This is a genomic window from Halobacillus karajensis, assembly GCF_900108515.1.
GTDB lineage: Bacteria > Bacillota > Bacilli > Bacillales > Halobacillaceae > Halobacillus > Halobacillus karajensis.
The window spans coordinates 83,102-104,551 of sequence record NZ_FNWW01000008.1 but is presented as its reverse complement, the minus strand read 5'-3'; the positions used below and the strand labels follow the sequence as shown (position 1 = coordinate 104,551).

Sequence of the window (21,450 nt, the reverse complement as noted above, 5' to 3'; positions counted from 1 at the left end):
TCCATTACAGGTCAATCAGGAAATCCCCTGTCGTTCGGCTTTTGACATAAAATCCTCAATTTCATTCGTTGTCGGCATGGCGTCTGAACAGCTGTGTCTTGAAATGACAATAGCAGCTGAAGCACTCCCGTATTCCATCGCTTTTGATAAATCCCACTGTTTAAATAGCCCATATATAAAAGCGGAGGCATAGGAATCACCGGCACCAAAGGTTTTCAGCACTTTTGTTTTAAAGGTACCGCTCGTATGTGAATTTCCGTCTTTGGTATAAGCGAAAGAACCTTTAGCTCCATGTTTAATCACCACAATCTCAGCGTGATGACTAAACCACTTCGAAGCGGTTTCTTCATCTGATTTCTTCTCTTTTTCGAACTGTTCCATCATGTCGAACTCATCTCTTGTACCAATAATGACATCACATTTTTCCGCAGCAAGGTTATAATACGTCGCTGTTTCCTTGTCGTTGTTCCAAGTGTAAGGACGGTAGTCTATATCAAAAATAACCACTACTTCATGTTTTCTAGCATATTCTAGCGCTAGGAATACAGCTTCTCTTGATGGACTTGCCGCCAGTGCCGTACCAGAGATATGCAAGGCCTTTGCGTTTTTAATGTAATCTTCAGATACATCATCTGTGCTAAGTTTAAGATCCGCTACATTATCCCGATACATAAGGATGCTGCAATCTTCTGGACTTTTAATCTCAGTAAAAGCAAGTCCTGTTACAGCTCCAGTATGATCAACAGCTATATTCGTTGTATCAATGTTATCCCCGTCGAGGTATTCCACAATGAAGCGGCCCATTTGGTCATCGGAGACCTTCCCTATAAAACCCGGTTTAAGACCAAGCCTTGCAGCCCCAATGGTAATGTTAGCCGGGGAACCTCCTACATACTTTGTGAAAGATTTTGTTTCCTCCATCGGCCGATTGAACTGATCTGCATTTAAATCAATGCAAAGTCTCCCAACTCCAACAAGGTCTAAGGGTCGATCTTCTTTGAAATCCAAGTTATACACATGATCCCCTCCATTAAATCTCAACTTTTAAGAATAGTAGATTTACTTTAGTTTCTATAATTTGAAAGCGTTTAATTAACTTAACCATACAATATAACACTCTGAGCATAATTGCAACACAAAGTTACAATATATGATCAAAAATTAACCTTAAATTACCCATAAAAACCATTAATAAAACTTTTCCTCTCTAAACTTACTCATAATAGCAAGTAGGCAGCGGCTATTCCGATAGACCCGAAGATTAAAGTAAAAGGCAAATTGGTGATTGTAATGGCGTATGGGTTTTGGCGGGTATTTATGGATGTCATTGTAACCACAACACCATAGGGTCCTGAGCTTGCCGTTGCCAAAGCTCCTACAATCAACATCACTCCGATTCCCATAGGGTTGAAAACTTCAAAAAACGGCCGCAAGATTTCAAGCAATACACCAACCGTGGCAATCGGATGTACCCCAAAAAGGCCCAGCCCTATGTACGTAAATAAAATGAGGCCAAGAATGATCACAGGGTATTCTTGAAATATAATAAATGGATATTGAATCCACGTAAGGGCTTCTGTCTGATTAAGACAGTTTGAAAAAATAGATAAAGAAACAAAAAGAACGACAAAGTTCTGTAAGTGATTTGTTTTCTGACGCCAGGTTTTGTACCCAACTCTTAAGAAAAGGAAAGCTTTTTTCATAAAAAGCGACCAAACGAAAGAAAACGGAAAAATAACGAGGGTAACAGCCAGAATAAAACTAAGTTGAAACCAGTGGCTTGTGATCATCACCATAACCAAAAACAACCCTAATACCATCAGTAATTTGACCATTTTCAGATAGATTTCCTTCTTAACCTTGTGCCTATGCGCCATCCCCTGGCCCTTATATGGGATGGACCGAAAGGAGTGTTTTTCCAGATACAAGTCAATGATTAAAACTGCGAACGATACCAGTAAAAGCCAAGGAAGGTAGCTCAAATAACTGACCCCTGTAGCATCAACAACAATCCCCACCATGATTTCCATCGGACTCCATATCATTGTTAATGCATAAGCGTGTATAGTGGATCTCGTAATAAACCGATCACGGATTCTCTTTTTCACTGTTTTTAATGAATCAATCAAAATCCCTTGGGACAAATTTACAGCAGACAAATTTAAGAACGTCATTAACGTTCCACTTGTCACTATACTTTTAGGATACAAATCACCTAGATGTCGAACATTGACCTTCATAAGCCTTTTAATACTCTTCTCATAACAAACCCGATATAGGCAGCACTGTTGATCCATGGCAGCATGCTTAAAAAAACAAGGAGATTCATGTTGGATATCAGGTCCAAAGGAAAGGCGTGCACAGGGGTGTCAGCTGAAAGAAACATCAAACTTCCAGCAGCTAGAAATAGACCTCCCAGGACTTGAAACAAACGAGTTGCATAGTAAAAGGAAATCAAAAGGGTTGGAACAGCTAAGATCTCCACTGTCCATTCAAGATAGGAGTTGTCCAAAAACACATGGAACAAGTACAAAGCTAAAACTATGGAATATAGAATAAACAGTCGGTCAGACAGCCATTGCTTCATAAAGATCTCTCCAACAGGTCAGGAGTATGAATGACAAATACTCACAAAGGAGGGGAATATCTCCCCTCGCCTTCTATTAGAAGCTAGGCAAATAGTTTGTCAATCTTATCGAATTCTTGTTTACTTATATTCACTTCAAGCGTTTTTAAGTTGCTTTTTACTTGTTCTCCATTCTTTGCTCCCGGAATAATAGTATCTATGGCCTCATGAGCCAGGTACCAGGCAAGTACTAAATGAGGGACTTCGACACCTTTTTGATTCGCGATTGTTCGCAATTGTTCAACTTTTTCCAGGTTTTGAACGAACGCATCCCCCTGAAAATGAGGCATACTCGAGCGTAAATCAGACGCAGGGAACGTCGTATGTTTATCGTACTTCCCAGCAAGAAGACCTGAGGCTAATGGGAAAAACGGCACAAAAGAAATTTCATGTTCAAGGGTATAAGGGAAGAACTCTTTTTCCGAATCTCTCTGGAACAAATTGTATAAACCCTGAAACACATCTACATACCCATCCTGATTGGCTTCTTTCAGCTGAGCTAGGCTCATATTAGAAACACCGATGGAACGTATTTTACCTTCGTCTTTTAGTTCCTTAAGGGCACCTACCGCTTCATTTTTCGGAGTGTTTTCATCAGGAAAATGAATGTAATACAGATCAATATAATCGGTCTGCAAACGCTTGAGACTATCTTCCACTGACTGTTTAAGAAAGGCAGGGGAGTTATCCAAAACTTCCTTACCATTGTCGAACTTTTGCGCTCCTTTCGTCGCTAAGACAACATCACTGCGATTGCCCATTTCTTTTATCGCCTTTCCTACTAACTCTTCGGAATGGCCAGGTCCATATATATAAGCGGTATCTAAAAAGTCCACCCCATTTTTAACAGCTTCTTTGACCATATCCACTCCTTGCTGCTCATCAAGATTTGGATATAAGTTATGACCTCCGACTGCGTTGGTTCCAAGACCAATAGGGTTAACATATAAGTCTGTTTTTCCAATTCTAATCTTTTCTTCCATTTCCATTTTCTCCTTTCTTGCGGACGTATATTGGTTCATTTGAAAAGGGCGACCTATGAAGCCCCCTCTCTCTTTATGCTTTCTTACTGCTCATAAACTCTTTCATCTTGCTTTTAGCCATTTCTTTCATCGCCTCTTTAGCCGGAGTATGAATAATTCTAGGTTCATAGACGTGAGCATCAGCATTCAGAACTTCTCTCACAGCATTTGTCCATGCTTGAATACACTCTGTGTTGACATTTATCTTGGCGTGTCCAAGCTGGATTGCTTTTTGTAATTGATAAATGGGAATACCAGATCCTCCGTGGAGCACAAGCGGCACTTGGGTCATTTCAGAGATCTGTTTCATCTCTACAAAGCCTAACTTCGGCTCTCCCTGGTAAGGGCCATGCACAGATCCTAGAGCTGCCGCCAAGGCATCAACATTTGTTTCCTCGACCAGCTTCAAGCATTCATCAGGATCCGCATATTTGACACCACCGACAACACCATCTTCTGTTCCACCTACTGACCCAACCTCCGCCTCAACAGAAACCCCTTTAGAATGGGCGTAATCCACTACTTCTTTTGTCATTTGGATGTTTTCATCAATGGAATATTGGGAGCCGTCAATCATGACAGAAGTGAAACCGGCATCCACAGCAGCTTTACAGCGCTCCACGCTCTTGCCATGATCAAGATGCAAAGTGACAGGCACGGAAATAGACATCGCTTTTACTAGGCTTTCCACCATAGAAACAATGGTCTGAAACCCGCCGAGATAATCGATCAATCGATCAGACGCTCCCAATATTAATGGAGATTCCTCTTCCTCCCCCGCAGTTAAAAAGGCTTGAATGGATTCCAGATGGTTAATATTAAATTGCCCAACAGCATATTGCTCGCGTTTTGCTGTTATCAGCATGTCCTTCATAGATACCAGGGGCGTCAGCACATTTTCTTTCGTTTTCATATGTATCAATCCTCTTATTTAAATTGGTTGAGTGTCATAGTGCTTGGAAACGATGGCTAAGGTAGTATCCTTTGCCTTCGTAATCACTTCTTCTGCATCCATTTGGTAATATTCAGGTCTGAACAACTCTACAGATACGACTCCATCTTCATAACCAATCTCTTTCAAGGTAGTTAATAGACCATCTAAATCAATGGCCCCTTCCCCAGGCCAGACACGGTCTTCGTCTCTTAATGAACCAATTGGAAAATCTTCTGTATCATCAATATGAAGAATGAAAATCTTCTGTCCATCTGCTTGTTTCAACGCTTCATAGCTTGACCCCATAGCATGAAAATGAAAGCAGTCGAAGACCAATCCCACATTTTCACGATCCACCTTTTGCACAATCTCGTAAGCCTGCTCAAATGTATTAATCGTGCATTCCGGATGGCCGACAAACTCCACAGCGACTTTGATACCATAAGGTTCTGCAATGTTCGAGAATTCTCTCAGCATATTTACAGCACTTTCTTCAATGTCCTTCAGCAAAATTTTCTCTTCGGTTACAAGAGGAACGGCGACGATATACTGAACACCAAGTTCACTGCCCGTTTCGACCATTTGTTTAAACTCCGCTAACACATCATCTTCATTTTCACGATTATTAAAAAAGACCAAAGCATTTAAAGCTAACGGTTTAATATGATGTTCCTGAAAGAAGGCTTTTAACTCTTCTAAAGAGTGTGTTTCAAGATACTCCGGCAGCTTATCCATGGAGCGTATTTCGATATAATCATATCCGTGCTTGTCACAATAGTTTAAGTCTTTCTCGAGGTTTGAGTTTTCAAGTGTTGTCGCCTGATTAAAGCATAATTTCATCTTCTATTCCTCCTTCATCATTAAAAGAGCTGCGCCACATAGTGATTCCTATATGGCGCATGGCTTTCTCCTCATAACTCAACAATGTTGATTATGATTCCATCAAACTTCATATTTCTTCATCTATTAAAATTCTTTTAGATCCTGTGCCTTAACAAAGAGATTAAATATTTAATCCCTCTTTAATAGATTTCAATGTTACGTCATTCGACCATTCTGGTTTATCAGGGTAGGAGAATACGGCATTTGTTACGATTCCATCAAATTCCATTTCTCTTAATTTCCGATAGAGTGCGTCAAAGTTTACTTCCCCTTCCCCAGGGTTTAAATGCTGATGGACCGTTACGTTTGCATCAGGAGGATTCACAATGTAACGCAGCCCGAATGCAGCTTTATGATTAAGCGTATCCGCAATTAAAACATGATCAAGTAAATCTCCTGCCTCTTCCAAATGTTGTTCTACATCACCAATGCCATCATCATAAAAGAAAGCATGAGGAACAGAATAAACCAACTTAATCCACTCTTTGTCCAGTGCACGAATCATTTTGATCGCTTCTGTATTTAACTCAATAAAATCATGAGGATGGGATTGTAAATTCAGTTTAATCCCCTCTTTTTCAAAAAGGGGCATGAGCTCATCCATGGATTTCACAAAAGCCGCTTCACTTTGAACCGGTCGGCTTTTATCGCCGGAAAATTCGCTGTTCATTAAGCCTACGCCTAATTCAGAAGTGATCTCTATACAACGCTTCCAGTTTCTCACCGCTGCTTGACGTTCTTCCTCATTGGGTGAGGACCATTGTTGCACAGGAAGGACAGAAGAGATTTTGACACCAGCGTCTGAACAATATCTTTTTAAATCTTTGATGAGCTGCTTATCAACCTTCGGATATTCATAAAACCAAATGAAATCCTTACGCGGCGATAACTCTACATATTCATATCCTAATCTAGCAACTGTATCGATCGTATCTTTTAAGTTTGTATTATCACGATAATGTGACGGATCATAAGCTAAACGCAATGTAAACCTCTCCCTTTTACTGTTTGAATTTAACTGTTCTCTGCTGCATATCCAGCCATTTTTCTGGTATAGAAATCCCGCCTGTTTTGTCAGATTCTACAAGCGCTGGCTCGAGTTATCATTTAATTTCGGACAAGCGTTTCATTTTTATAAAAATCTGGGGTATCCTGAAGTTTAATCTCTACTTCTTCTCCTGTTTCCTGGGCTTTTAAGCAAGCATCAGCCGTTACCGCTGCAATGTATCCATCCCATGAAGTAGGTCCTTGTGGTTCCTCATATTTCACCAGTGAATCAAGGAAGTTTTGCAGTTCTTTATTGTAAGCATCCATAAATCTTACTTTCCAATCGTTTAGGATGTTTGAGCTCAGCTTGGATTCTTTACGAACCACTACACTAGCTACTTCTGGCAGTTTAGCGATCCCTTCTTCTCCCATAACTTCACACTGAATATCATAACCGTATTTACAATTAACAAAGACTTCTGCTTTAATCAGCACTCCTCCTTGCGTTTTCAGTGTGAATACCTGGGGGTCCTGTAATTCCGCATGGGAATACTTTGTTTTTTTAGGGAAATCTACCCTTACCGATTCATAATTGTCATGGATAAGCCAGTGCAGGGCATCAATTTCATGGATCAATGTTTCTGTTACAGCCATATCGGTTTTGTAATTTTCATCCACCCCCGGGTTTCTGTGCGAACAGTGAATCATCAGCGGATCGCCAATTTCGTTATTGTCAAGCGCTTCTTTTAGTTGCACATACCCTTCATCGTAACGGCGCATAAACCCAACTTGAACAAGACGTTTCCCATGCTTTTGTTCCGCCTCGACTATTCTCATACACCCTTCAGCTGTTGTCGCTAAAGGCTTTTCGCAGAAGACATATTTCCCCGCTTCAATAGCTAGAAGAACACTTTGTTCATGAGCAGGTCCCCAGCTTGTTACAAAAACCGCATCAATGTTTGGATCTCCTACAAGAGCCACATCATCAGGATAGACAGTCGCATCCAAATGATAGTCTTCGACAGCTTTATAGGCGGACGCTTGATTCACATCTGTCACCGCTTTCACTTCTCCGCCAGATAAAATATTCTCAATTCGATCAATATGCTCTCTTCCAATCGCACCTGTTCCAATAACTCCTACTTTGATTGTCATAACCATCCATCCTCTCTAAGTTTATAAAGCTTTTGTTTTTATATCCTCTTTTTGATTTTCTCGTTTCTTGAAATACGATTCTATCTCTTCTAATGTTTTTCCTTTCGTTTCAGGCAAGAACTTCATTACAAACGCGATTGCTCCAACTCCAAGGACTGCGAATATAAAGAAGGTAAAAGAAAGCCCAATCCCAGCAAGCAAAATAGGGAAGATAAAGCTGACCCCGAAGTTAACCATCCATAAGCAGAATACGGAGATCCCCATCCCCAGCCCACGGAGACGCAGCGGAAAAATCTCTGCAAGCATCAGCCAGGTAACAGGAGAAATCGCCCCTTGTTGAAAACCTAAAAACATAACAGTCAAACAAATAACGATGTATGGCAAAGCGGCGGTCCCTTCCAAGACTAGAGATGAAGTACCAATCAAGAGTAATGCCGTTAATGTTCCAAACTGGCCTACGAGCAGCATCGGCTTGCGCCCGACCTTTCCTAGCAGCCAAATCCCCACAAATGTAGCAAGAACGGATATAACCCCATTGGAAATATTGGCTGTTAATGCCGCATTCGTACTAAAACCGGCATCACGTAAAATTTCTGTTCCATAGTACATAATGGAGTTAACCCCTGTAATTTGCTGTACAATCGCTATCCCTATACCGAGGAAAAGGATATGTCGAACCCATGGAACAGTAAGATCCTTGTACGTGGCCTTATCTAATTTTTCTTCCATAATAACGGTGGCATCGATTTGGTTATATTCACCACGTACGTTCGATTTTTCGCGGATCTTGTGCAGCACGCCCATGGCATGGTCCTTTTTCTCATTTTTCATCAACCATCTCGGGCTTTCCGGCAGCGGGAGCATACCAAAGAATAAAACGACAGCGGGAACAGCTGCAATTAATAACATAATTCTCCAGACGCTGTCATTCCCGTCCATTGTGTTTCCTAAAATCGCATTGATGGTAAAGGCTAGCAACTGTCCTGTCACAATCATCAATTCGTTTTGAGTGACCATACGACCGCGGCTTTCGGAAGGAGCCATTTCCGCTAAGTAAGTCGGTACTGTAACAGATGCTCCACCAACGGCAAGTCCAAGCAAGAACCGGAAGATAATCATCAGAGTTACACTAGGCGTAAAAGAAACCCCTAATGTGGCAAAAAAGAAAAGTACAGCTAAGAAGATAATCGTTTTCTTCCGCCCAATCCTATCCGAGAACCTGCCTCCAATAATTGCTCCGATAGCAGCCCCGAATAAGAGAGAGCTCGTAACTAACCCTTCAAGGAATGGGGTTAAGTTAAGCTGGCTTTCCTTAGACATGTATGGGAGTGCCCCATTAATGACGCCTGTATCATAACCAAACAAAAGCCCGCCGAACGTCGAACAAATAATAATGATAAATAAAAACTTGCGTGGGTTCATATTTTTTTTCATTCCCTCGGCCTCCAGGGTGTTATTTTTGGATAATTCAGAAAAATAAAGATGTAATCGCTTCCTAAAACCCTTATGGATACAGGAGAATGGAGAATTCTCCACCCTCCCAGCTTTCCTGCTCACCTAAATCTCTAATACTGCTTCGCTTCCTCAAGCATTTTCATTCGATACTCGTGTGCTTTTTGAACACTTTCCTTCTCAGAAACTTCCGCTACTCCAACATTCCACCAGCTTTGATAGCCGTCCGTCATAGTCTTTGGCAGCACCTTTATGTCGATCAGTGTGGAAACATCTTGTTTTTTCGCATCTTCTAGAGCCTTTTCTAACTCTTCCAGTGAATGGACTTTATAGGTTTTTGCACCATAACCTTCAGCCACTTTGGCATAGTCAATATTCATAACCTCGTTGTCGCCTGTTCTAAATTCACAATAATAACTGCCGCTTCCATGGTCCATTTGTAAATTATTGATACAGCCATAGCCAGAGTTATCAAACAGTAAAATATTGATTTTTTTATTATATTGAAGAGAAGTAATCAATTCTGAATGCAGCATTAGAAAACTTCCATCTCCAACAATGGAATATACTTCTTTATCCGGGTTAGCAAGCTTCAAGCCAAGTGTTCCGGAAATTTCGTATCCCATGCAGGAATAGCCATACTCCAAATGATAGGTATTGGGTACAGTTGAATGCCAAAGTCTCTGCAAGTCTCCTGGGAGAGAACCCGCTGAACAAATAATCACACTGCTAGGGTCAATCGTTTCATTTACCTTTAATAGGGCCGTTGTCTGAGGGAGCTCTGTATTCAAGGCATCCGCATATTCGTTCAGGATTTCTTGTGAAAAATGACTTTTTATCTCAGGATCAAAATCCTCTCTACTGAACACCACTTCGCTCAAACGGTCCCGTTCTTTTAACCATTCTGATTTTAGCTCTTGGATTTCTGAGCCAAATTCCGTTTCATAGCCATCTAACAACGGCTGCAGTTGCTCTAAAGTAAGTTTCGCATCGGCCACAACTTGGAATCCATCCATTTTATAGGACTGCATTCGATTGACATTTATATTGAGGAAGCGAGTATTCTCGAAGTCAAAAGCGGTTTTTGAAGAAGTGGCAAAGTCTGTATACCTTGTCCCTACCCCAATAATAAGGTCCGATTGCTTAGCTGCTTTATTAGCAGCTAGGGTTCCTGTAATACCCAGACCGCCTAAATTATTTTTAAATCCTGATTCTACGGTTGACTTTCCTGCCTGTGTTTCCACCAACGGAATATTATGTTTTATAGATAGATCCATTAAAATTTCACGGGCTTGAGAATATTTGGCGCCTCCTCCGACTACAATGACAGGCTTTTTACTATTGCGGATCAACTCTTCCGCCCCTTTTAACTCACGTTCTCGCGGAATCGGGCGATCCATATAATGAACCCGCTTCTTGAAAAAGTCTGCATCGAAGTCATACGCTTCTCCCTCAACGTCCTGAGAGATTGAGATTGTCGCTGGTCCTGCCTTTGCAGGATCTGTCATAACTTCAAAAGCCCGAATTAAGCTGCTCATCAGCTGTTCTGGCCGCGTCACACGGTCCCAATACCTTGAAACAGGCTTCAGGGCATCATTGGTTGTTGTTGATATACTGTTTTCCTGTTCGAACTGCTGAAGAACAGGGTCTGGCTGCCTTGTAGCAAATGTATCACCTGGCAGAAATAAAACGGGAATGTTATTCGCAAGCGCTGTTGCTGCTGCTGTGACCGTATTAGCCGAACCTGGTCCTACGGAGGTGGTTACAGCATAGATTTTTTGTCTAAGTTTCTCTTTGCTGTAAGCAATGGCGGCAAGCGACATCCCCTGTTCATTCTTTCCTTGGATGACCTTTAAATCTCCAGAGTCTTGTTCAAGGGCCTGTCCAATGCCGAGAACGTTCCCATGACCGAAAATATTAAAAATCCCTTCTACAAAAGGAAATTCTTCTCCATCCACATGGATATATTGATTATTTATAAATTTAATTAATGCTTGAGAGGTTGTTAAACGAATCGTTTCTTTCATATACGGTCCACCTTTACATTCTTTAGGTTCATATTTTTATAGATTCTTAATCACGATTGACAATCCATTCGTGGTCTTTATCATTATTAAACTTCCATTTCCGGACAGGTCCAGCCATTACATTTAAATAATAAGAGGTATATCCATCAGGCACTCCTACTGGATGATAACCTTTGGGAACAATAACAACATCCCCGTTTTCCGCTGTCATCGTTTCATCTAATGAACGATCATCCGTGTACACCCGCTGGAACACAAAACCTTGCTGAGGATCCATCTCATGGTAATAGGTTTCCTCTAAAAAGGATTCTTCAGGTAAATGATCTTGGTCATGCTTATGCGGTGGATAGGATGACCAGTTTCCGCTCTCTGTATAAACCTCAACCACGAGAAGACTGTTGGCTGTAGGATCATCGTCCGGAAGAATATTGTGCACTTTTCGTTCATTGTTGTATTTTCCTCTATGCTCTACACCGACTGAGTCAGCTTTAATCAGTTTCGTGGGAAGCTGTTCTTCAGAAGGAGAATAGCATAAAGCGATACGAGCGTCCGTAACCGCTTTCACATTAAAGTTACGATTATTTGAGACATACACACTATCCGTAGGCTTCTGCTCAAACACACTTTCACGGGTACCGAGATTCTCAAAGGTTTCTTCTCCTTCTTGGATATTCACTTTACCGATTAGTGCAACAATACAGCACTCCAAACCATTTAATTGTTCACCATAAAATGAACCTCTTTCCAAGTCCACTACTTTAAACCCTACATATTCTAAATTGGTTTGCTCTCCTGTAATGTCGTGAACTATGGTTACACCCTCAGATTTCATCACATGTTGGGGCTTTCTAAGCAAATGGCTCATTTTCATCCCTCCATTAGTTCCAATTTTATCGATAAACGCTTACAAAAATAATTACCCAACAGTTATCCTAAAATAGATTGAAATAAGAGATTAACACCCTTTACGACACCTATAATGTTAACTTTTGGTTAACTTATTGTTAATTTATGATTCAATCATATTATTAATGTCGTTTTCAGTCAACCGTTTTCAGAATATTTCTCCTTAAATTTATTGAACCCCTAACGCTTAAGGAAAAATCAACGTTACATTATTTTTTTCAGCAAACTGTTTGTATTTATCTTCTGGCCTTTCATTTGTGACAAGGTAATCGATATCTTCCATATCACAATAAGTAGTTAATGAGTAATGATCGAACTTACTATGATCTACTAAAAGGAAAACCTCTCCACTTCTTTCGACCACCGTGCTTTTAATTTGAGTTTCTTGTGGTGAAGAATTCGTTATTCCATTCGTTAAAGAAATACCTGTAGAAGCCATAAATGCTTTACTAAAATTATAACTTTTCACCGCTTCTGCACTTTCCAGTCCTGCATAAGACTTGGTAGACCTCTCATACATCCCCCCCGTTGAATAAATCCTTAGATTGCTGTAAGGAGTGGCTTCAAGTGTAAAATCAAGGTTATTTGTAACGATTATCAGATTTTTATCCTTTATATATTCCAGCATCTCGACTGTTGTTGTACCGGAATCTAGAAAAATAATATCTCCATCCTCTACATAGGACGCTGCCATTTCAGCAATCTTAATTTTCCCATCCTGGTTTTGCACCTTCCGATCATGATAAGGTACCGTAGAAGATCTATTAGCTGACACTCCCCCATAAACCTTTTTAAGTTTCCCTTGGTCCACTAATTCTTGGACATCCCTCCGAATCGTGTTTTTAGATACATTAAATTCTTGGACTAAATCATCCAGTGAGACTGTTTCCATCTTTTGCACATACTGAAGCAGCTCATTAATTCGCTTAATTTTTATCATCTCAAATGACCCCAATCCTTTGTGTTTTTCGTTCATCCATATCATAATGGGATAAATTCTTTTACTCTATAATACCAAAATACAACCAAAACTTCACCACTTTTTGCGTTATTTTTGATAAATCGTATTTATTTTTCCAATTTTATGATATATTCTTGATAAATTTAAAAGAAGTGCAAGATTTATTAGACGCTTCACATGCAGGGATGGTAGAAGCTTTCGAAGGTCCAGACAGTGACCGTTATCAAATTGTCCATTAGCACCCAGCCCATGAGATGATCATCCAAGACACAGGCCTTGGATTTGAGCGGAGCAAGGATGCAATAGTAATTTCCTTAACAAGTCGACCTAGAACAGAAAACAAAAAGAAAAGCTTTATCGAAATTTAACATCTATCTTGAAGAACGTTGCTATATCTCCCCTGAAGACCTCATGGTATCTATAACGAATAATGGGGATGCAGATTGGAGCTTCAGAAATGGAGAATCTCCATTTCTAACCGGACGATTATAAATATAAAGATGACCAATCCTTTTCTCCGAGCCATCCTGATGATTTTAGATAAAAAAAGCCCTCAAAAGGTCCAAATTACTTTTGAGGGCTTTTTTTAATTCCGCTTTTTCAACTTTATACCCTAGAGCCGATACTCATATAAAGCTTTTATACGATAATGAGAAGGTGTGATATCAAATCTATTTTTAAATAATGTCGTAAAATAACTTGTACTTGTGTACCCTAACATCTCTGAGATTTCACTTATCGGTAATTCCGTATCTCTTAAATGTTTCGCAGCGCATTCCATTTTCTTATTGGCTATATAAGAAGGGATGGTGGAATTAAGTTCTTTGTTCACCAATCGGGATAAGTGACCACAAGAAAGATTTAAATCTTTACTAATGGTGTAAAGGTTTAAATTTGTATAGATGTTTTCCTTCACATAGGTCATGAACCTCAAGACATGGGGATGGAGAGAAGGTTCTGTGTCCCTGGAATTTATGGCATTCATAAACGTGTGGATTATAAAATCCATCCCTTCCCTATAGTCATCTTCCGTCTCCCAGCGGTCGATGACTTTCATTAAGGAAGTAGAAGTAGCTATGATATTCCATCTAAAAGAAAACTTAATCGTGAACTTATCTGTAAATGCTCCAGCTATGTAGATAAAATATTTATATAAATCCTTTAGGCGTTCCTCTTCATCTTCTTCTAAAACCATGATATCGAACATTAACTCAAATCTTCTCTTTGCTGAAGTATATAACCCATTAAATAAATCATTAAAGAAATGATCTTGTTCGTGAACTAAGGTAGCAAAACTTTCCTCCCCTAACCCTCTTAAAATTCCTAATTCTTTGTTAAATAGATTCTGGAATAACTCTTCATTGTTCACCATAATAGACTTTACCACCTCATTTTCTCGATGTTAGCAGAAAAAATCAAAGGCCAACATCACTTTTAAAGGAAATCTTGGAATCTATATTGTTTTTTTTGTATTTAGAGCAAAAAATTATTTATATGTGTAACTTTAAGACTGAGTCTTATGTTTTGTTGCAGCGGAGCGGGGTATGATCTGTGGAATTTTTCCATTTATGTAAAAAAAGCAACATAGATGTCGAATATTAAACCTTTATTATGATTGACTATTTTTCCTTAGTTTAGAGGATGTTAGTTTTAAAATATAGGAGTTTTTAAACATAGATTCCCCTCCTTATCAGCTATGCTCCTATAAAATAATTGGAAGGTGGTGTAGACATATGGAGCAGATGAGTAACCATGGCCTTACAAGCATTAGAAATATCCTCCTGATCAGACCCCATTGTCTCTATGCTAAAAACGATCTTAAATATGGCACCAACTAATTTTTGTTCCCGCTATTCTTTTCTAGTGGCAGGGTTCTATATCGCAAAATTCGTCTCCCAATTATCAGTGAACATTTTAACACAGACCCCTTTGAAAAAGAGAGCGGAGAATTTCGGACCAAAGGCCAACCAAATTCTCTAAGAGCGAGATCGCAAATGGATGAGGAACAGCCGTTAAGTTCGTTATCCTTACCTTCTTTATTATAGAATCACTAGAGTTCTTATACTTATCCGTTTTAATTCAAATAGGAGAAGCGATCCAGGATGTTTACCTCTTTTGATTAGTACATGGATTAAATTTTTAAGAAATGTCCAAGAAATGTATGAAAGAAACCCGTTTGTCTCTTGAACGAATAACCATTAGGTCAAATAGATAATGAAGAGGATTCAGATGATAAATACCACGGAGTTTTAGGAGGAGGAGGAGTTGAAATTAAAAGGGTATTAACAGATGAATACTTAGAAAAATTAGGTGTCACTTTTGTCTACCATACCTACGGTATCTACGGTGAAGAAGAACCGAATAATCGCTCCTTTTCAGCACCACAAATTAGTTTTGATATCTATATTGATAATTGGATAAATGGATGCGATTTAACCCCTGCCCTGAAGCGACTACAGAATCTAAAAGATTATAAATAAGGTCATGATTTTTCTTATTTAATAAAGAAGTCGTTCAATCCCTGAAAAACTTGTCATCAACCATTACAATGAAGCAGCGACTGAGGAGGTTTTTATGTTTTTGGAAAATAATCGTGTAGGAAGCCGTTGGTTTATTCCATTTTTCGTTCTATTTTTAGCAACTTGTACCTTTTTCTCCACATCAATTCATGTATCCGCCCAGCAAGAGGAAAGCTATCGCGTTGGTGTACACTCTCTAAATATACGAAGTGGGCCTGATTTCCAATCGCCTATTACTGGTTCCCTTTCGGAAAACACCGTAGTCAAAGTAAACGAAATAAGATATGGGTGGGCACATGTTAACCATGCAGGAAAAGAGGGCTGGGTAGCTTCCCAATATCTATATAAAACCCAAGGTATTCAAACTTCTTCTCCAGAGGAAGTTATGGTAGATGTAGAGAGTGCCTACATAAGATCTGGACCAAGCGAAAACCACGACATTATCGGAAGTAGTTTTTCTGGAGACTCATTAGAGAAGATCGCGGAAGAAGGCGAGTGGTTTAAAGTTCGATGGAATGGTGAGAAAGTAGGGTGGATTGCCGGTTGGTTAGTAGCAAATTCCTTTACACCCCCTTCTTCTAACCTACCATTAAAAGGGGTTAACGTTGTTTTGGATGCGGGCCATGGGGGATATGACCCTGGTGCTATAGGACTGAATGGTCTGTTTGAAAAGCATCCTACTCTAAAAACAACAAAGCGTATCGCACAGGAACTACGTCAGGCAGGAGCTACTGTGATAATGACACGTGAAAGGGACCGGTATCTTTCTTTACAGGATCGTGTACAAATCACTCGCTCTTACCACACCGATGCTTTTATTAGTATTCATTTTAATTCTGCCGATACCCCGTACGCCGAAGGGATGAGTTCCTTCTATTATCATGACTCTGGCAAGGAACTTGCTACTAATATCCAACATCAACTATCCCAAAAAGTTCCCTTGGAAAATGATGGCGTACAATTTGGGAACTTTCACGTCCTAAGGGAAAACATAGGACATTCAGTCCTACTGGAGTTAGGTTTTCTTTCCACCTCTTCAGATTTAAGGGCCATACAAAGCAATGATTATACAAATAGAGTAGCCAAAGCTATTTCCTCGGGTGTTATCAATCAGTTTTCGAATTAAAAGTGATATTCCCCCTATCAAACCTAATCAACTTATAAGGTTTGATAGGGCTCTTTTTATGGTCAATCTAAGAATATAATGGAGATAAGACAAACAAGCCCCTTCGGAACGGCCTCACGTTAAAGAATTTAAGGAAAATCATTCCATACATTAAGAAGCATTGAAAATAAAGTAAAATCGCCATGTGATTCGGTCACATGGCGATTTTACTTCTTAATAGCTGGCTTGCTTTGGGACATACCGAAATTCTCATTTGGCTTCCGCTGAATTTTGAATGATGTTTTGGTTTTGAATCAATGGTTCATAGTAGAGAGGATGCCTTGACTGCAATAGTTTCTCTTGATTAAACCAATGTTCCGCTTGTATCGTATTCAATTCAAAAGTGACCGCTTCTTCATGTTTGGAGGAGCCTGTTACAGGCTGGTCCAAACCGTATAATGGGTCTAATGTATACAGGCCGCTGCTTCCTTTAAACCCCTGTTCTGATCCAACAAAATTAGCGAAAATCGTATAGGCCTGTGCTCCTATCGCCACAGCATCCCAAAGCACAACTGCGTTATCCGGGTATTGGTTTTCCGAGAGATTTGGGTTAATTTCCATATAGCCACTATATTCTCCACTCCAAGATACGGGCACCGCAATCATGTCCGCCCTTTTACTACTTAACACTCCGGATGATTCAGGAAACCGAACATCATCCCCTATTAATAGACCTATTTTACCGAGACCTTCTACATTAAATACAGGCAGGCTGTCCCCGGGTGTTGCCCAGCGTTTTTCTTCATTATCAAGATGAGTTTTACGATACTTCCCTTTCCATTCACCTTTTTCATTTAATAATATGGCTGAATTGTATAATTGGTTATTTTCTCTTTCAATCACTCCATAAACGATATTGACCTTATGTTTCTTTGCTAGCTTCGACATAAAACTAAAAGTTTTTCCTTTATCTCTTTCTGATAGGGAATAAATGGTGTTTATACTTTTCCCTGTGACTGGCCCAGTAAAAGAAAGCTCAGGTAAGACGATCAAATCAGTATCCTTAGCTTTTGAAATCTCCTCTTCTATCAGCCTATGAACCTTCTTTTGATTTGCCTTTTTATCTCCAAGAATCGGGGAATACTGCAAGGCCATGGCATTCACTCTTTGAGATTCTGTGCTTGCTCTACTGTCCCAAGGTTGAATAAATTGGCTTAATTCTTTATAAAGCTCAGGACGTCTTTCCCCTAACATCTCTTTATTTTCATTTCGGTAATGATCAGGATTCACGTAGCCATAAATGGTTTTTGTTTCGTTTATATCGTTTTCTGCATCAGGCGAATAAGGGGCTTCAGCCAACTTTTCACCATGGGGCGACCAAATGGCACTAGCCCCTACCATATGAAAGCCTTTTTCTGTATTCGATCGATTAGCACTAAGGATATATAATCCATTTTGTTGAGCTCTGGCAGGCAAAGCGGATATAGTCTGGGCTGACGAATTCGTAGGAAAGGCTAAGATATCTGCCCCTTTGACAGCCGCTGTCCTCGCTGTTTCATAGTAAGCAGAATCCATACATATATTCATTGCCACTTTCCCAAGTTCTGTATCGTAAACTTCTACCTCAGCATCCCCTCTAGCTGCCCAGTAGGCATCGGTTTCCCACAGGTGCATTTTCCGATACTTCCCCACTAACCCTTCCGGCCCGATAAGCACAGACGAATTATAGTAGAGATTGGAATCTGCGTCTTTCTCGGGCATCCCGAAGACGATGTAACTGTCATATTCAGCGGCCAGCTTCCTGAATATTTTGGTCGTCGGTCCGGGAATCTGCTCAACAAAAGGGGCGATATCTTCGCGATTTTCAAACATATACCCTGTGGTCGCCATTTCTGGAGCTACGGCTAATTTGGCCCCATTCTTAAAGGCTTTTTCAAATTCTCTATACAGTTCCTTTATATTTTTATTAGGTTTTTTGGATGTAGGATTATATTGAATCGAAGCAACTTTAATCGGTGAATGATCGACCCCTTCTTCTTGTTTCTGATCGTTTATTTCAACTACCTTCGTTGTAACCGCATTTGTCTGAAAAGGAAGTAAAACCAAGGATAAAAGAAACAAAACAACAAAAAAGCCTCTATAGTTCAACCTATCACCTCAAAGAATAATATTCGAAACCCTTATTGTTGCTGAGGATCTGCCTCCAAAAGCAGGTCAACGAGATGCACAGCATTCATGGTGTGGGAAACACCCTCTCGTTCTATTCCCAGCTTCATCTGCAATAGACATCCAGGGTTTGTAGTTACCACCGATTCTGAACCGGTTCCGCATACATCGTTCATTTTCAAATCTAATATATCCATAGAGTCTTCGTAATTCACAATATTATAGATTCCAGCTGATCCGCAGCAAAAATCAGGGCGGGCTAATTCTTTCAACTTCACGCCGGGAACCTTTTTCATTAATTGAAGCGGTGGAGTTTTCACCTTTTGGACGTTAGTCATATGGCAGGAGGGTTGATAGGTTACTGTTTTATCAACAGATTTATTGAAAAACATGCCGTCAGCCTCGACAAGAACTTCCGAAATATCTCTGATTTTGGAGACAAATTGTTTAGCTCGCTTATGCCAGGAAGTTCCCTCTTTAAACAAATGATGATACTCGACCATACGGGCACCGCATCCCCCTGCATTGTTGACAATATAATCGACCTCTTCTTCCTCAAAAGCTACAATGTTCCGTTTAGCAAGATCGATAGAATCATTCACTTTCCCGGAATGTGCATGCAGCGCACCACAACAGGTTTGCTGTTCAGGAATCACAACTTCAAAACCGAACCGCAACAGTAATTCCAGCGTATTCTGATTGGTTTGGAAGAATACACCATCCATCACACACCCCGTAAAGAAGGCTACCTTTGCTTGCGCTGGCCTTTTCCGTATATAACGTTTCATGCGTTGAGCCCGTTCTTTTGGAGAAGGCTGCTTCGGAATCACTTTTTCAAATTTATCCAAATGGAGTGGGGCTAATTTTGTCAGACGCGAGATATTGGCCAAGGCCTGGATTCCCGTCCTTTGATAAAACCAGGTTAAATTTCCAAGGGTGTTCATCCATTTTTCGGAAGGGAAAAAGGAACCGAAAAGAAAATCTTCTATTCTATTTCGGGATGCCGATTTTACTCGATGGTCTTCGATGACTTCTTTTGCACCTTCTAATATTTGTCCATATTGGACATTGGTTGGACAAACAGTTGTGCAGGCCATACACCCCAGACACTTTTCCATAGGTTTTTCCAAATCCTCTACCGATGCTTTCCCTTCTGCCACCATTTTGACCAAATTGATGCGCCCTCTTGGTGAATGAGTCTCTTTCTCCAACGTTTCATATGTTGGACAGGCGGGTAGACAATAACCACATTGGACACAGTCAAAGGTCTTATCATAGTTGATTTTCTGTTGTAAGGTTTGAAGTTCACCCATTTCGCAACACCAGCTTTTGACCTTTTTCAGGGAATATTTTTCCCGGATTCATAATTCCTTTCGGGTCCCAGCTATCCTTTATCCGCTTCATCATTTCTAATCCTACCGTCCCCAACTCCTGTTCCATAAACGGAGCTTTCATTGTACCGATCCCATGCTCGCCAGATAATGTTCCGCCAAGGTCAATGGCTGCCTGAAAAATTTCTTCAACCGCTTGTTCGACGCGAGCCATCTCTTCTTGATCACGCTTATCACATAAAATGTTAGGATGGAGATTGCCGTCACCTGCATGGCCGAACACAACCACCTCCACCTGGTATTTTTCTTTAATGATATGAAGGCGATCCATCATGTCAGGAATTTTACTTCGCGGCACAGTTGCGTCCTCCGAAACCTTTGTCGGCTTGATTTTAGCAATTGCAGGAGATACCTGCTTTCTCGCATGCCAAATCCTAGCAGCATCTTCGCTTGTAGCAGGAATGCTGACATTTGCGGCTCCGATTTCCAGCATAATATTTTCGACCAAGATCGTTTCCACATTGAGCGTTTCTAGGTGTCCATCTAACTCAATGATGACAATCGCTTCTGCATCAACAGGAAGGCCAGATGGTTTGAAATTTTCGACTGCTTGGATACATGCTTGATCCATAAACTCCATTTTTGAAGGGAGTATACCAGAAGTCAATGTGCGTGATATAGCCTTTCCAGCGGTACGTACATCATTAAACTCGACCATTATGGTTTGAACGGCTGGGGGCTTTGGCACAAGCTTCAACGTCGCTTCCGTGATGACACCAAGCGTACCCTCAGAACCTACGATCAGCTTCGTCAGGTCAAACCCTGTCACATTTTTAATCGTTTGTCCCCCTGTGCGAATCACTTCCCCTTCAGGAGTCACAAGTTCAAGACCTAATACGAAGTCTTTGGTCACCCCGTATTTTAGACCGCGCGGCCCCCCTGAATTTTCAGCAAGATTCCCGCCTATCGTCGCTACATGGGCACTGCTCGGGTCTGGTGCATACATAAGGCCGTGTTTTTCAGCTTCTTCGTTTATCCGAGCAGTAAGAACACTAGGGGATACTTGAACAGTCAAATCGTCCGCATTCATATCGATTTGTTCTGGCCATTGTGAAAGATCAAGTACAATTCCACCGCAGACTGGCAGGGGACCGCCGCTTAAACATGTCCCTTGTCCACGAGGATAAATAGGGATATTGAATTGATTGGCTACTTTCACGATATGGACGACTTCCTGCTTACTTTTTGCTTGAATAGCTGCGTCAGGAAGATGTTCACCGAAGGAAGCATCAAAGCTATAACTATATCGATCTGCAATCCCAGTCATGATTTGATGATCGGGGATTTCTTTTTTTAGAGCTTCCATCCAATTACTCA

General features: G+C 40.5%; 17 protein-coding genes and 1 pseudogene. 2 read left to right on the top strand and 16 right to left on the bottom strand.

Annotated elements, in window-relative coordinates; translation table 11 throughout:
• Positions 1 to 15: 15 nt before the first annotated feature.
• From iolC to BLW54_RS15905, 12 genes are all read right to left on the bottom strand, one after another.
• Positions 16 to 1,017: a 5-dehydro-2-deoxygluconokinase gene (gene iolC / locus BLW54_RS15955; RefSeq protein ID WP_051744108.1), complete on the bottom strand. Its 1,002-nt coding sequence runs from the start codon at positions 1,015 to 1,017 to the stop codon at positions 16 to 18.
• 200 nt (positions 1,018 to 1,217) lie between these two features.
• Positions 1,218 to 2,174 carry a hypothetical protein gene (locus tag BLW54_RS15950; protein WP_083391565.1) on the bottom strand — a complete coding sequence of 319 codons (957 nt, stop codon included), beginning with the start codon at positions 2,172 to 2,174 and terminating at the stop codon, positions 1,218 to 1,220.
• Positions 2,175 to 2,236: 62 nt separating this feature from the next.
• The gene (locus BLW54_RS20275; RefSeq protein WP_083391564.1) at positions 2,237 to 2,587 is read right to left on the bottom strand and encodes a hypothetical protein; all 351 of its coding nucleotides are present in this window, start codon (positions 2,585 to 2,587) and stop codon (positions 2,237 to 2,239) included.
• Positions 2,588 to 2,670: 83 nt separating this feature from the next.
• On the bottom strand, positions 2,671 to 3,609 hold the full coding sequence (locus BLW54_RS15945) for an aldo/keto reductase (RefSeq protein WP_074735805.1): 939 nt from the start codon (positions 3,607 to 3,609) through the stop codon (positions 2,671 to 2,673).
• A gap of 73 nt (positions 3,610 to 3,682) precedes the next feature.
• Positions 3,683 to 4,561, bottom strand: coding sequence for a class II fructose-1,6-bisphosphate aldolase (gene fba / locus BLW54_RS15940; RefSeq protein WP_074735803.1), 879 nt, complete (start codon positions 4,559 to 4,561; stop codon positions 3,683 to 3,685).
• 18 nt (positions 4,562 to 4,579) lie between these two features.
• Positions 4,580 to 5,422: a sugar phosphate isomerase/epimerase family protein gene (locus tag BLW54_RS15935; RefSeq protein ID WP_074735801.1), complete on the bottom strand. Its 843-nt coding sequence runs from the start codon at positions 5,420 to 5,422 to the stop codon at positions 4,580 to 4,582.
• Positions 5,423 to 5,585: 163 nt separating this feature from the next.
• Positions 5,586 to 6,449, bottom strand: coding sequence for a sugar phosphate isomerase/epimerase family protein (locus BLW54_RS15930; RefSeq protein ID WP_074735799.1), 864 nt, complete (start codon positions 6,447 to 6,449; stop codon positions 5,586 to 5,588).
• A gap of 122 nt (positions 6,450 to 6,571) precedes the next feature.
• Complete coding sequence (gene iolG, locus BLW54_RS15925; RefSeq protein WP_035508112.1) at positions 6,572 to 7,606, bottom strand: bifunctional inositol 2-dehydrogenase/D-chiro-inositol 1-dehydrogenase; 1,035 nt, start codon at positions 7,604 to 7,606, stop codon at positions 6,572 to 6,574.
• A gap of 21 nt (positions 7,607 to 7,627) precedes the next feature.
• Positions 7,628 to 9,040 (bottom strand): sugar porter family MFS transporter, encoded by a 1,413-nt coding sequence (locus BLW54_RS15920; protein WP_074735797.1) that lies wholly within the window; start codon positions 9,038 to 9,040, stop codon positions 7,628 to 7,630.
• A 131-nt stretch (positions 9,041 to 9,171) separates the two neighbouring features.
• Complete coding sequence (gene iolD / locus BLW54_RS15915) at positions 9,172 to 11,085, bottom strand: 3D-(3,5/4)-trihydroxycyclohexane-1,2-dione acylhydrolase (decyclizing) (protein WP_074735791.1); 1,914 nt, start codon at positions 11,083 to 11,085, stop codon at positions 9,172 to 9,174.
• Positions 11,086 to 11,131: 46 nt separating this feature from the next.
• Positions 11,132 to 11,950, bottom strand: coding sequence for a 5-deoxy-glucuronate isomerase (iolB, locus tag BLW54_RS15910; protein WP_074735789.1), 819 nt, complete (start codon positions 11,948 to 11,950; stop codon positions 11,132 to 11,134).
• Between the two features lie 228 nt (positions 11,951 to 12,178).
• Entirely contained in the window at positions 12,179 to 12,931 is a 753-nt protein-coding gene (locus BLW54_RS15905; protein ID WP_035508105.1) for a DeoR/GlpR family DNA-binding transcription regulator, read from the bottom strand.
• A gap of 272 nt (positions 12,932 to 13,203) precedes the next feature.
• Between BLW54_RS15905 and BLW54_RS15900 the strand changes: the two are divergent.
• Positions 13,204 to 13,444, top strand: a pseudogene (locus BLW54_RS15900) (tautomerase family protein); the annotation flags it as partial.
• Positions 13,445 to 13,565: 121 nt separating this feature from the next.
• Here BLW54_RS15900 and BLW54_RS15895 read toward each other — a convergent pair.
• Positions 13,566 to 14,324: a helix-turn-helix transcriptional regulator gene (locus BLW54_RS15895; protein ID WP_074735788.1), complete on the bottom strand. Its 759-nt coding sequence runs from the start codon at positions 14,322 to 14,324 to the stop codon at positions 13,566 to 13,568.
• A 1,202-nt stretch (positions 14,325 to 15,526) separates the two neighbouring features.
• Between BLW54_RS15895 and BLW54_RS15890 the strand changes: the two genes are divergently transcribed.
• Positions 15,527 to 16,597 carry an N-acetylmuramoyl-L-alanine amidase family protein gene (locus tag BLW54_RS15890; RefSeq protein ID WP_074735787.1) on the top strand — a complete coding sequence of 357 codons (1,071 nt, stop codon included), beginning with the start codon at positions 15,527 to 15,529 and terminating at the stop codon, positions 16,595 to 16,597.
• Positions 16,598 to 16,846: 249 nt separating this feature from the next.
• Here BLW54_RS15890 and BLW54_RS15885 read toward each other — a convergent pair whose 3' ends face one another.
• Genes BLW54_RS15885 through BLW54_RS15875 form a run of 3 tightly spaced genes read right to left on the bottom strand, consistent with a single transcriptional unit; the run spans position 16,847 to position 21,439 of the window.
• Positions 16,847 to 18,724, bottom strand: a complete 1,878-nt coding sequence (locus BLW54_RS15885) for a nitrilase-related carbon-nitrogen hydrolase (protein WP_244153532.1) — start codon at positions 18,722 to 18,724, stop codon at positions 16,847 to 16,849.
• A gap of 32 nt (positions 18,725 to 18,756) precedes the next feature.
• Entirely contained in the window at positions 18,757 to 20,055 is a 1,299-nt protein-coding gene (locus BLW54_RS15880; RefSeq protein WP_074735786.1) for a (Fe-S)-binding protein, read from the bottom strand.
• Complete coding sequence (locus tag BLW54_RS15875) at positions 20,048 to 21,439, bottom strand: FAD-binding oxidoreductase (RefSeq protein ID WP_208598927.1); 1,392 nt, start codon at positions 21,437 to 21,439, stop codon at positions 20,048 to 20,050. The genes BLW54_RS15880 and BLW54_RS15875 overlap by 8 nt, the downstream gene beginning before the upstream one ends.
• Positions 21,440 to 21,450 lie beyond the last annotated feature (11 nt).